This window comes from Fibrobacter sp. (assembly GCA_012523595.1).
Taxonomy (GTDB): domain Bacteria; phylum Fibrobacterota; class Chitinivibrionia; order Chitinivibrionales; family Chitinispirillaceae; genus JAAYIG01.
Genome location: JAAYIG010000207.1, coordinates 1 through 13,459, shown reverse-complemented (window position 1 = coordinate 13,459; position 13,459 = coordinate 1). Strand labels below are relative to the sequence as shown.

The window sequence follows — 13,459 nt, the reverse complement described above, 5'->3', positions numbered from 1 at the left end:
GATGCAAGCACCGCTACGGCAACTGATGCCGGAGGAGGCCAGTATGTCAATTTCACCAGAACCGGTGCTTTCATTGAACTGCTGGTTGATGTGCAGTCCGGAGATTCGACAACTCTTTCCTACCGTATCTCATCAAGTGCTGCAGCAGTGCTTAAACTGCGTGAAATGCGCACTAACACCCTTATAGATTCAGTTTCGTTTCCTGGTGCAGGATTCGGTCAGAACTGGAGAACGGTAACCGGGAACAAGATTGCACTTACCACCGGAAAGCAGGTGTGGAGAATGGAATCATCAAACGGCAGTTTCTTTCTGAACTGGTTCCGCTCCGAGCGTCTCTTTACTCTCACAGTGGTAAACGGTACCGGAAGCGGCTCTTATACTGCGGGGCAGAATGTTTCAATTGAAGCCAGGGCGGATGAGGACAGTTTTTTAAGATGGTCAAGTTCATCGCAGTCTGTCAATAATCCGTATTCTTCTCTCACAAGCATTACAATGGATAGTGCAGATGTCACAGTGACGGCTCATTTTTGTCCTGTACAGGTATTGCCTGGAGTCATTGAAGCAGAGAACGCTCCGTATTTGCAGAAGATCACAACAGGGAGCAGCAGTGATGAGGGGGGAGGGCTGAATTTACTGATCGGAGAAACAGGCGCGTTTGCGGAATACCTGGTTAAAGCATCTGCTGCCGGATTCTACAATCTCTCCTTCAGGGTTGCATCCTCAAATGGCGGCAGGCTTATTCTGAAAGATATGACAAAGAACAAACCTCTTGACACGATAGATATTCCCCAGACCGGAGGAACTCAGAACTGGGTAAGTGTTGAGAGCGGGTATGTTACTTTAGATACTGCTGTTGTAGTCTGGCGTATCGAATCAGTCTCAGGTACCTGCAGCCTCAACTGGTTTGCAGTGAGACCTACCGCTTCACTTCAGGTTATCAATGGAAGCGGATCAGGAGATTACGCTTCAGGAACAGTGGTGCAGATTCAGGCGGATCCGCCGCCCGAGCAGTGGAAATATTTTGCCGGTTGGACAGGTGATAATGCATCCCTGTCGGCAGTCTCCAATCCCTTACAGCTAATTACCACTGTTACCATTGGCAATTTTCCGATTATCGTGACAGCCACTTATGTGGATTCACCCACAGTGGGAATTGTCATGCCGTCTGGAACAGGCAACGCGGTAATTGTGAACGACACCTTTTTCTATGATGACGGCGGTAAATATTATGGGTATAGCAGTAATTTTTCAGGAGAGGTTACTTTCATTCCCGGAGCTGCTGGATTAAAGGTTGTCATGAATTTTGAGGTGCTCGATCTGGGTGATGGGGCAACAGATTCGCTTCTTGTCTATGCGGGAAGTGGTGAAAACAAGGCACTTCTTGGTACTTTTACGGGGAATGGGATTCCCGAGCAGATCAGTTCGAACAGTGCTGATGGCAGAATTACGGTGAGGTTTATCAGCGATGGATCTCAGGTTGGTGCAGGATGGAAAGTTCATCTGACAGCAGAGCCAATTCTGAGTGTGAAATCTTTCGGAAGAATTCCGCAGACCTTTGGTATTGCGTCCGGTTCCAACGGGATTCTGAATTTCCAGCTCCCGCAGAGTGAACATGTGGAAGTAAAGTTGTATGATATGCGCGGAAGAATGGTGGCTGTGCTTTTTGAAGGACGCAAACTTCCCGGATACTATAAGCTTGGGCTTTCTGGTGCTGATGGGTCGAAGCTGAGCAGCGGCTTTTATGCTGTAACTATGACTGCGGGGAAGTTCAGAAAAAGTGTACCGGTTTATTACAGATAAAACGATAATTCCTTTTTCAGGGTCAGCCTGAAAATCGTCATTAGCTGAAAAAAACTGGGAGGAATCTGATTGAAAACCGGATTCCTCCCTTTGTTTTCAACTTTTATATTAGATATCTGAGATCACAATTCAATTGGTTTTTCATTAATACGCTTTCACTTTTTCTTTGTAGTAAAAATCAGCACTTTCAAGGAAAAGTGAAGAAATGGGTTTAGACAAATATAAAGTTTATTTTGGACTTGAATTTCCAGAGGAGAAATTATCTTAATTCGTGTGTGATGGAACTTATGTAGTAATTGATGAATAGAAAAGCCGTCTTAGATATAAGTATGGAAAAGAAGAAAAAAGGTTATGTATATATTCTTGAATGTGCAAATAGCGTATTATACTGGAAGTACTACTAATCTTTTCCTCAGATTAAAACAGCATCAAAATGGTGAAGGGGCAAACTTTACTAAAAAGCATTTGCCTGTAAAACTGGTATATTATGAAGAATATGAAAGAATATACGAGGCTTTTTATTGAGAAAAACAGATCCAGGGTTGGAGTAGAAAGAAGAAGGAGGCTTTGATAAAAGGATTTACTGAAAAACTACACGAATTGGCTGAATGTAAAAATAAATCACACTATAAAAATAGGGACAATTCCGGTTCTTGATTGATTTGATGGTTTGCTGGAAATTTCTCTCATTGATTGACTCCATTTTTTTGTTTGTCGATCATTTTCTATATGCTTTAGATAATCTGTTCTCTTTTTCCGCTCGTTGAGCGAAGCCGAAACGAGCTCTTTTGCTTCGTTTAGTCCCCCTTCGACTTCATGGTCCCCCCTTCGGCTTCGCTCAGGGGCCAGTGTGGATCTACTTTTAAATATTGCAGGCAAACTGTAATTTATTAATCGGATATATGTGCATCCGGTTTCTCTACATCGTAGAAAAGGAAAAACTGTGAATCAGCCTGAAACAGAGAAAGTAGCTATGTTATTGGATATCATCAACTCCTCCGATAACATCGTCTTCTTCGGCGGAGCCGGTGTCTCCACCGAAAGCAATATTCCCGACTTCAGAAGTGCCAATGGGCTCTATTCTCAGCGTGCAAAGAGTCATTTTTCTCCGGAAGAGATGTTGTCCCATACCTTTTTCATGAACAATACCGAAGATTTTTTCGATTATTATAAGTCTAATCTGATTTATAAAGAGGCCAGACCCAATGATGCTCATCTGGCGTTGGCAAAACTGGAAAAGCAGGGGAAACTCAAGGCGGTTATCACGCAGAATATCGATGGGCTTCACCAGATGGCCGGCAGTAAAGAGGTTCTGGAACTGCACGGCTCGGTGCACAGGAATTATTGCATGATGTGCGGCAAATTCTATACGCTGGATTATGTGTTGGAGTCGCCGGGGGTGCCGAAGTGCGATCAGTGCGGGGAAATTGTCAAACCAGATGTTGTTCTCTATGAAGAGGGCCTGGATGCTGATATTATGGAAAAATCCGTACAGCATATCGAAAATGCAGACGTGCTGATTGTCGCCGGAACATCTCTGACAGTGTATCCTGCTGCAGGACTGGTTGTTTATTACTCCGGCAAACGCCTGGTTTTGATAAATAAGAGTCCTACCCAGTATGATCAGAAGGCCAGACTGGTTATAAACGACAGTATAGGTGAAACTTTAAAGGCTTGTATATGAGAAAGGCAGGGGTGCGAATCGGATTTCTCCTCCTGTCCAAATTTAAAATGATCCCTCCTCAAAGACTTGTCGAAATGGCAGACCGGGCTATTCTCTCCTGAATAGTCGGTTTGCAGTCTCATACAGACTTCCCGTAATAATTCTGTTTAACAGGTCCTGTCATATCCAAAAAAGACACATACTCCCGGATTGAAGCCCTTACAATCTCCCTTTGGTGGATATTTGATGATAAAGTCATTTAAAAATTGTCCTCAAAAAAGCAATAAAAATTACCAAAATACACAAAAAATTGATATATTATATATTTTAAAAAGCCAACAAAAAGTCATTTAATATCTGGAAATGGAGAAAAAATAATGGTATTATTCAGGAAGCCGGTTGTGGTTTTTACATTGATATCAGCCCAGTCGATTTTTGCCTGGAGAAGTCAGCTTTATCCTGAAACCTGGAGTCCTCCGAGTCACAACATCATTTTACACAGAAAAGATGATACAGGATTTCTCTTACGCAGGATATCACAGAGGAGAGGAACCTGTTCCGGATGTAAAAACCGGCATAATCGATGTGACCAAACCTCCTTACAATGCTGACAAAACAGGTACAAACGATGCGACATCAGCGATTCAGAATGCCATCACGCAGGCTTCCTCTTCAGGTGGCGGGGTCGTATACCTTCCTGCCGGTATTTACAAGGTAAATCCAGGATCAAACTCATCTGCACTCCGGATCTCATCCGACAATGTCGTTTTTAGAGGTGATGGGATTGGTAAGACTTTTATTCTCAACACCAGCTATCAGATGCGTGGAAAAAGTGTAATTAACATCAGCCCGTCAGGAGGAGCAAGCTGGACCAGCCCTCCATCGACCCACACCAAAATCACATCAGACCTGATGGGGCCCGCGTTGACAATACCTGTTGAGAATCCCGGGATTTTCAATGTTGACGACTGGGTGCTTATCCGTTCGGATATAACATCATCCTGGATAGCTGAACATCAGGAGCAAACCGAATGGGGTGGATCGACTTTTTCCGGTTTTATCTACTATCGTAAAATCATAAATGTAAACACTGGCTCTAAAACAGTGACTATCGATGCGCCTACTCGATATGCCATGAAAACACGTGACAATGCAAGGATTCATCTCTCCCCTGTCATGCTGCAGGAAACTGGAATTGAGGACCTGTCAATTGGGAATGTACAGCACCCTGGTACAACCGGGTGGGGAGAAGAGGATTATTCCAGCACTGGAAACGCCTCTTATGATTGTCACAATTCCTGGCTTATAAGTCTCTCACGTGTTTGTAACTCATGGGTACGACGGGTAGCAAGTTATCAACCATCAGGTAACAGCACCACAGCGCATCTGCTCTCAAATGGACTTCAGATTGCATATTCCAGAGGCGTAACTGTTGATTCCTGTCATTTTCAACGAGGCCAGTACGGTGGTGGTGGTGGTAACGGGTATATGTACAGGATACAGGCAAATGAATGTCTGATCAGTAATTCCAAAGCAAGTTTCTGCAGACACGGTTTTGTCCTTTCTCACATGTATTCGTGCGGAAATGTCTTCCTGAAATGCTATGACAAGGACAATGGAAAGCAGACCGGGGCAACCGGATCTGGAAGTACATCCGGTAAAGGAAGTGATCATCACATGCATTTCAGTGCATCGAACCTCTTTGACGGGTGCACTTCAGATAACAGTAATTTTCAGGCTGCCTATCGCCCGTATGGTTCTGTGCCAAAGCACAATCTTACCGCGGCTCACAGTGTCTACTGGAATACCTGCGGACTGGGTACCGGGGTGACATCTTATGTGATATATACGCAGCAGGCCCGTTATGGCTATGTTATAGGTACCTGGGGAACAAGAACCGATGTAAGGACTACACCTGTAAATGCTGAATCAGAGGTTAAGACCAATCCGGTAGATCATGTGGAGGGCAAAGGAGAAGGGGAAACACTGGAACCGAAGTCATTGTATGAGGACCAGTTGAGCAAACGTCTTGCTGCGACACATATATCGGAGAGAAACACAATAAAGGGCCTGGTTTTCAGGGCAGGAAATGCAGGCAACAAGTTTACAGCTTACACTTTAAGCGGCAAAAAGATTAGCGGTATTGAAGATGCCAAAGACAGAAATATAATAGGTAAACTGAAGAGCAGTGGATACAGGGGGGTGTTTATAATAAAGAATTCGGGATCGGGATTTTTTGAGGGTAAGGCCATTGTAGAGTGATTATTGGAGAAAAGAGCTGGGGTTTGCCTGATCCTTATTATGCTTTATCAGTTTTACCAAAAGCAGCCCAGATAAGGCAAAAAAAACCAACCAAGACCAGTCCATCTGATGAATATATTCAGGAATAAGACCCATCCTTTGCATTCATGTTTCCGGCTGAAGGCAATAAATGAGGGAGTGAAGTAAAATAGAATGCAAAGAATGGCACCGATTATCATAACCGAGACGATTAGTTCTTCCATAAAATCACCTTTTTACAAACATGCCTGTACAAAAAAATGTCGGAACATGGATATTTATTTTTTACAAAGTAGCTTCCGGGTTCGGGTATAAACAAGCCGGTTTATACACATAAGAATACAAATAATGATACCAAGAGTCAAGGGAAGTGTATATAAATGCAGATATAAAATCTTGAAATATGATTAAGTCAGTTTAATGATTTAGCTTATTGGGAATAAATTTTGAATTTAACAAGCGCTTGAATTCCAGGCTTTTTGATCCGAAATTAAACAGCATTCCAATCTCCAGATTATACGCTTCCAGATAATTTATTGCTTGTGCGAAGTGGACATCCTCGAGTTTTACTGCAGCCTTGATTTCCACAGATATTACATTTTCAACCAGAAAATCAACCCGCCTTGTACCGATTGACTTTCCCTTATAAAACACACCCATTTCTAATTCTCTTATTGCTTTAATATTCCTTAAAGCAAATTCATTTTCAAGTGCTCTCTGGTAGATTACTTCCTGAAAACCGTTCCCCAATATTTTATGCACTTCAAAGGCACACCCTATTATTGCTTCGGTCAAAGCAGAGTATTTGTAGTTTTCGTTAATCATTTTGGCCTCTGATTAAGATGTGTCTTGAATTGTGATTAAGCTGATTTAAGAAAAGTCTTGAACTATGGTTAAACTGATTAACCTGGTTTAGCTGATTGGCGAAAAAACAATTGTAAATTTACTCTGAATTCTTAATCTTATCTCCTAATCATCTTAATCATCTCAATCAGGTTAATCAGTGGTGCAGACAGTTTCCGGAAAAGTCTGGAACTGCGATTTAACTGATTATTCTGGTTTAGCTGAATCGGAAAAATGACTATAATATTTGGGAGAATAGCATTGTCTGAATGAAAATATTAACTGCCGTGAATGGAGACAACTGTTTAAGAATAGTCTTGAACTATGATTAAACTGATTAACCTGATTTAACTGACTGGGGGAAAATATTGGTAAATAATACCACAAATTCCTTAATCTTATCTCCTAATCATCTTAATCATCTCAATCAGTTTAATCAGTGGTTCAGGCCTTTTCCGAATTCATCACCTCACCAAATTCACCCTCTCCCTCAAAATCACTTTCTCACCCTCGCTTACTTTCACCACAAACATCCCGTTTGTCTTTGTAAGCTTACGCAGAGGAAGAATTGAAGAGTGGTCAATTGATTTGCTGACTATCGTCCGTCCCCTGAGGTCGTAAAGGGAAACACTCAGCTTTTCCTTGTTGTTAATCCCGGTGAAATAAAGAGTGTTTGAGGACAGACGAACTCTGTCTTTTATCTTTGTGATGGCGGTATTGGGGGTGGTGCCGACACCTCCTGAGGGAATGCCAACCACTATTCCACGGCCGGCTGTGCTCATGTAAACCACACCAAAAGTGTTCATGTCTCCCATTACAAATTCACCATTGGCAAGGCCGCCGTACTCGTGGTTATCATCGTTTACCCTTGTCCAGGTCGCCCCCTCGTCGGTTGACCGGAAAACACCTTCCACAGAATTTACTGTTCCATAAATGTAAATGGCAGGATAGGAGGCGCCCGCAGCCGCTTTACCGAAACCTACAGCTTCACAGTAGGAGACATTCTCAATTTTCGTGAAAGTAGCTCCTCCGTCAACTGACCTTGAGAGCCCGTTTTCTGTCAGAGGAATCCAGATATGACCTTCCCGTCCGGGAATCAGCCGGAATTTCTTGAAACTGCTTTTTCCTGGAGTACTTACCTGAGAAAATGTTGCCCCCTTGTCGGTACTCTTGTACATTATTCCTTCACTCTTCTTGTAAGCATAGAAAACGTCGGCATTTTCCGGGTCTCCCACAACAAACGCCCCGTCTATCCCCGGAACCTCTGCCCAGGCTGAATTGGCATAGCGGAACACCGGATAATCATCGTAGACCTCATTGCCGTTTACAACCTTTACAGCCGGAGTCCAGAGCGTTACCGCACCATCAGCGGATATCGCGACACTTAACCCCTTCCTGTAATCCTGGCTTATACTCTCATAAGTCCCGACAGTCCATGTTTCACCCTGGTCAGATGAGAACTGGACAGGAGAGATAGGCACATCGGTGTAGGTGGTTGGATTCGATGTGCGGGCATCTGCAGCCTTTACCAGTTTATCTGCCTTGTAAGCATAGGCAAGTGCACGGGTCGATCCCAGGCCCACCATCGTACCGTTTACATTTGTCTGATGTCTATTTGCGGGATACTGATTTATGTCATCATGACGAAACCCGTCATAGTCGCCGATAATAGAGATAAGCGGACCGCCGGGAATACTCACAACCTCCTCCGGTACCGTCTCCTCGATACCATGAGAGATCACTTTCCACACGGTTTCCTGAATCAGCGGTGGATGAACACTTTCATCGTAAGAAAAGGCAGTTATATCATCTGTGGCAAATATGCCGTTTCCCGACGTCACCAGAACACGTTTGGGATTAAACGGATCCATCGCACAGCTTCCGGACCAGTGAATTGAACTGTTAAACATCCACCCGATACCGTTTTCATCCATCTGTTCTGCATACGGATAAATTCCTCCGTCCATCCAGTAGTACTGAAATGAGGGATACCAGGTCGCTCCGCCATCACTGCTGTAGTAAATATTCGACCCCCACTGATCTTTCCATCCCGAGGGAAGTTTCCAGAACTGTGGACCGCGGTAACCAACCGATGATGCCACAAGTTCCAGGGGGTTGGCGGGATTGAGCGATATTCCACTGTAACAGGCAATGTAAACAGAATCCGGATCGTAATTGCCGTCTCCGGGATCGATAAAATTCTCAGGGGACACATTGGTCCAGGTTTGTGTTGCTGTTTCATACTTGAGGATAGCGCCACGGTTGAACCAGTCCTTTATCGGTCCCCACCCTTCATCCCAGGCCATGGTGTGAGGTCCTGCCCCATCCCCGAATGTAATGTAAAGTGTACCGCCATCAGGAGTGATCGCAACCCTCTGAGGCATCAGACGGGGAATATAGCCTCCTTTTGTGGCAGGTTTCAGACGGCCGGGGATAACAGACCAGGTTGCTCCTCCATCCGTTGACTGAAACACATTGTTCCCTTCACGGAGAAAGCCGGCGTAAAGAATTGTGGAACTTCCGGGAGCAAAAGTTACAAAAGAGAACCCGGAGCCGTTCCAGGTAGTATCAGAGCCTGCTGCAGCCGTAAATGTGCCAACATGATTCCAGGTGTTTCCATTGTCAGTTGACTTGAAAAGTCCCTTGTTCTTTGAGCCGTAAAACATGATATCGGGGTCGTTGGGGTCTATAGCCAGCGCCTCACCGTTTCCCCGTCCCATGCCGTTTCCATGCGCACTGAATTTTGTTATGGCGTTCCCCTTATCCCCGTTTTCGTCCCAAGTGTAGATAACATCCCAGGAATCACCTTTGTTTGACGAGCGCAGAAACGCGGTACGTCCGTAGTTCCAGTAGGATGTCCCGCAGACCATGTATACCTTATTGGCATTTACCGGATCCGGCATTATAGCCTCAACACCCAGCAGTCCTCTCTCAGATGCATCCACCCAGTCCATCAGTGGAATCCATTCCTTTTTCGATTCATCCCAGCGGTAAGCCCCTCCAACATCGGTACGGGCATAGAAAAGGTTACGTTCTACAGTGGATGGCACAATTGAGGAAACAAATCCACCTCCGCCGATTTTAACATTTCCCCATTTGTAACCGCTTTGGGCCTGAGCGCAGATAAGAAGACCGGATACAAGACAGATACCGGTAATAGTCTTTAAATTCACGGTAAACTCCCTGGTTAAACTGAGAACAACCTTAGACAACATGGTCTATCTATAATTTATTATACGATGGGTGGAATTTTGTCCAGGGAAAACAAAAACTGTAGTCCGTTGGGGAACAGTTTTGTGGCGATTGCGTCCCTGAATTTCTTGTTTTCCTAAGAAATTTTTGTGCTTTACTATAATCACTACAGCCCAATCTGCATTCTACGAAACCAGGAATTCATTTCTATCGTCCAACCATTGAATACCGGCTTTTGCATATATGACATTCCTCTTCTACGGATTAGGAGCTTATCTGGCGAGATATTTGCACCCTGATCTGTTGAATACTATACGGAAGAGAGATAAAAGGAAACCATCCACAAGTCTGTATAGATCACATGAGATTGGATTACAGGTCAAATTGACGGTTTCATACAGCAGAGGAGAATTCTTGATGATTAACAGGATCACCCAGAGCTTGTTAAGAAGGCTGGCATACTCAGTTCCCGGCGGATACAGACTCAGGCCCTTTCTTCACAGGCTCCGGGGGGTAAAGATAGGGAAAAATGTGTGGATAAGTCAATATGTTTACATCGATGAGATTCATCCTGAGGCGATAAGTATCGGTGATAACACCACAATAGGTATTGGGACCTCCATAATTGCCCATTTCTACTGGGGCCCCAGGAAAAAAGATTTCAAATCAAAAGTAGTTATCGGCAATAATGTTTTTATTGGGCCTCACTGCGTTATTCTTCCTGAGGTTGAGATCGGAGATGGTGCGGTTATACAGGCCGGCACAACCGTTTCCCGCAGTGTTCCTCCGGCAACTCTCTGGGGGACATCAAAAGCCAGACCTCTGGGACGGGTTACTGTCCCCCTTACGCATCATACTTCCGCAAGCGATTTTGTCAAGGGGTTACGTCCGCTGTGAAAGGGATCTCCCTTATGCGGGTCCCCTAATCCTCCAAAAAGTGACTTTAAGAAAAAAACTTTCTGGTTTGCTGATTGTAAAGATTGGGTTCCTGCTTTGCAGGAACGACGTTGAACAGAAACTAAATAGTAATTCACTTGTATTCAGATATATTCATTCTCTTGTCAAACCATAGTGAAAGAAGACCTCCTGACAGTCCTCCGGTTGTGTTCAGTATCAGGTCGGAAAGCTGTGATGTACGTGTGGGAAGTGTGACCTGGGAAAGCTCTATGCAGAGGCTAACTGAGAACAGGATAAAAAACGTAAAGATCAGAGTTTTCCATGGTTTGAGTCCGCTGTGGAGAAAGATGAGCCCAAGAAGAAGTCCCGAGGGGATAAATCCCAGAATATTCAGGATCAGATCAGCAAAGTAGCGCCTGTTCAATCTGAAATCGACCCAGAAAGGGGTAAGAACTTTTCTATGCGGAGGAGAAAACCTCTGAGGTACTATAAGTTCAGTGATATTTGACGGGGTTAAAGACTCATCTCTTCTGGTGAAATCGATTCTGATAAGGTTATCTCCACCTGGTTTTCTATCGGACAAATTTCTACCAGTGTAATGTCCGGAAGATATAGACAGATAATAGAACTCGCCGCTCCAGGGATGGTCGCCTGATAAATCATTGGCAAGAACAACCGTTCCGTTCAAAATGGAATTACTGCTTAACAGAGGCCTTTTTTCCTTCCTGACAGCCTTGCCATCAAGGAATATCACCGTACCCTCAGGACCGGTACTGAGTGTAATATGTACAGGCCGCTTCTCTGAAAACGCTCCCCTGTAACCTATCTCGTTGTATCCGCCAGTGCAACTGTCAAAAGCCCTGAAAACAATACCGGATTTCCACTGCCCGACAGCGAGCAACTCTTCAGAGATTGTCCCTATGGAGAGAATTCTGGGAAAAGTGCGCAGATACCTGTGGAGTGGCTTGATTTTTAATTCTATGGTGAATCCGTTTTGGGTGTCAAGGTTTGAGGGAAGTACTGGGATATATGCAATAGATGGCTTTCTGAAAGAAAGAGAATTATCACTCTCATTCCAAATTGCGCTGTTTACCGGAAAAAAGTTAAAGGGCCACAGTCCGGCAGATAAAACACATGTCAGGGAGAGCAGAAACAGAAGAATCAACCAGGTGAGTTTAATCGATCTCTGTGACAATATCCTGCTTCTCATACATGTCTGTTCCCGATCGGTATCTGTCATCCTGAATTATCCGCGATACGCTGTGATTGAGGCTTTCAATCCCTATACCGACCCCGGTTAGGAAACTTGTGCAATCTCTGTTTCTTTAATCCGTATATAATCTGTGTTTTTCCTGATCAGAACAACCCGTGTTAATTATTTTCAAGAACTATGCCAGATACCAAAAACTTCGATCTTTTTGAAAGGCACCGTGAGGAGCTGCTGAAAAAAACTGCCCCTCTTGCCGACAGGATGCGTCCCAGGACTCTTGATGAGTTTGTCGGGCAGGATCATATAATCGGGGATGGCAGGCTTTTAAGAAGAGCTATCCAGGTTGACCAGCTCTCAAGTCTTATCTTCTACGGCCCCCCGGGAACGGGCAAAACCACCCTGGCGCGGATTATCGCCAATACCACCAAAGCACAGTTCCTGTCCATAAATGCAGTATTGGCAGGTGTTAAGGAGATCAGGGAATCCATCGACAGAGCACAGAAAACTCTCGCCATGTATGGGAAAAGAACTATCCTGTTTGTCGATGAAGTGCACAGGTTTAACAAGTCACAGCAGGATGCGCTCCTGCCGCACGTGGAGAATGGAATCCTTATTCTGATCGGTGCCACAACCGAAAATCCCTACTTTGAGGTGAACAAAGCACTGGTCTCCAGATCCCGTGTCTTCCAGCTCCGGACTCTCGATGAGAATGATCTCAAGGCGGTTATCAGACAGGCTCTCAACGACAAGGAGCGGGGGTATGGAAACTTAAAGGTGGATCTGGAGCAGGATGCCGAGGATCATCTTGTAAAGGTGGCCAATGGTGATGCGCGGGCGGTGCTCAATGCGCTGGAGCTGGCTGTTGAGACCACAAGACCCGATGAAAACGGGGTGGTGAGGATCAACCGTGCTATAGCCGAGGAATCGATTCAGCAGAGAGCGGTGCTTTATGACAAGGATGGGGATGCGCATTACGATACAATTTCAGCATTCATAAAATCGGTAAGAGGCTCGGATCCTGATGCGGCGCTTTACTGGATGGCAAAGATGATCTACGCAGGGGAGGATCCCAGGTTTATCTTCCGGAGGATGATGATTCTTGCATGTGAAGATGTGGGAATGGCTGACCCGAAGGCGCTGGAGGTTGTAGTCAGTGCGGCACAGGCATTCGATTATGTGGGACTTCCTGAAGGCAGGTACCATCTTGCACACGCCTGTCTTTACCTCAGTACCGCTCCAAAGAGCAATTCCAGCATGGCGTTCTTTGATGCACTCAACTTTGTATCCCAGGAGGCATCGGATGATGTCCCGAGTCACCTCCGAGATGCAAGCAGGGATAAGGAGGGATTCGGGCACGGGGCAGGCTATCTCTATCCTCATGCGTACAGGGATCACTGGGTAGCCCAGCAATACCTTCCGTCATCTTTACAAGGAAAAACTTTCTATCAGCCTTCCGATCAGGGCTATGAAATGGAGATTGCCATTCAGGTAAACCGCCGGAAAGAGGCGCAGCTCGAGGCGATGATCGATGAGGACAACTCCTCACCTTTTGGCATAGAGAGCGACAAGCAGGG

General features: G+C 45.0%; 10 protein-coding genes. 6 read left to right on the top strand and 4 right to left on the bottom strand.

Features of this window, described 5'->3' with window-relative positions; translation table 11 throughout:
• The 4 genes from GX089_14410 to GX089_14395 form a co-directional block, all read left to right on the top strand.
• Nucleotides 1–1,800: carbohydrate-binding protein (locus GX089_14410; protein NLP03683.1), on the top strand; the 1,800-nt coding region annotated here is incomplete at its 5' end.
• A 351-nt stretch (nucleotides 1,801–2,151) separates the two neighbouring features.
• Nucleotides 2,152–2,325, top strand: a complete 174-nt coding sequence (locus tag GX089_14405) for a GIY-YIG nuclease family protein (GenBank protein NLP03682.1) — start codon at nucleotides 2,152–2,154, stop codon at nucleotides 2,323–2,325.
• Between the two features lie 448 nt (nucleotides 2,326–2,773).
• The gene (locus tag GX089_14400) at nucleotides 2,774–3,484 is read left to right on the top strand and encodes an NAD-dependent protein deacylase (protein NLP03681.1); all 711 of its coding nucleotides are present in this window, start codon (nucleotides 2,774–2,776) and stop codon (nucleotides 3,482–3,484) included.
• Between the two features lie 486 nt (nucleotides 3,485–3,970).
• Complete coding sequence (locus GX089_14395) at nucleotides 3,971–5,725, top strand: hypothetical protein (protein ID NLP03680.1); 1,755 nt, start codon at nucleotides 3,971–3,973, stop codon at nucleotides 5,723–5,725.
• Between the two features lie 53 nt (nucleotides 5,726–5,778).
• Here GX089_14395 and GX089_14390 read toward each other — a convergent pair whose 3' ends face one another.
• The 3 genes from GX089_14390 to GX089_14380 form a co-directional block, all read right to left on the bottom strand.
• Complete coding sequence (locus GX089_14390) at nucleotides 5,779–5,967, bottom strand: superinfection immunity protein (GenBank protein NLP03679.1); 189 nt, start codon at nucleotides 5,965–5,967, stop codon at nucleotides 5,779–5,781.
• Between the two features lie 193 nt (nucleotides 5,968–6,160).
• Nucleotides 6,161–6,568, bottom strand: a complete 408-nt coding sequence (locus GX089_14385) for a GxxExxY protein (GenBank protein NLP03678.1) — start codon at nucleotides 6,566–6,568, stop codon at nucleotides 6,161–6,163.
• Nucleotides 6,569–7,050: 482 nt separating this feature from the next.
• On the bottom strand, nucleotides 7,051–9,759 hold the full coding sequence (locus GX089_14380; protein NLP03677.1) for a hypothetical protein: 2,709 nt from the start codon (nucleotides 9,757–9,759) through the stop codon (nucleotides 7,051–7,053).
• A gap of 436 nt (nucleotides 9,760–10,195) precedes the next feature.
• Between GX089_14380 and GX089_14375 the strand changes: the two genes are divergently transcribed.
• Nucleotides 10,196–10,675: an acyltransferase gene (locus GX089_14375; protein NLP03676.1), complete on the top strand. Its 480-nt coding sequence runs from the start codon at nucleotides 10,196–10,198 to the stop codon at nucleotides 10,673–10,675.
• Nucleotides 10,676–10,808: 133 nt separating this feature from the next.
• Here the strand turns inward: GX089_14375 and GX089_14370 are convergent, their stop codons facing one another.
• A complete protein-coding gene (locus GX089_14370; protein ID NLP03675.1) occupies nucleotides 10,809–11,885 on the bottom strand; it encodes a VanZ family protein in 1,077 nt (358 codons plus the stop codon).
• A 180-nt stretch (nucleotides 11,886–12,065) separates the two neighbouring features.
• Here GX089_14370 and GX089_14365 point away from each other — a divergent pair.
• Nucleotides 12,066–13,459: AAA family ATPase (locus tag GX089_14365; protein NLP03674.1), on the top strand; the 1,394-nt coding region annotated here is incomplete at its 3' end.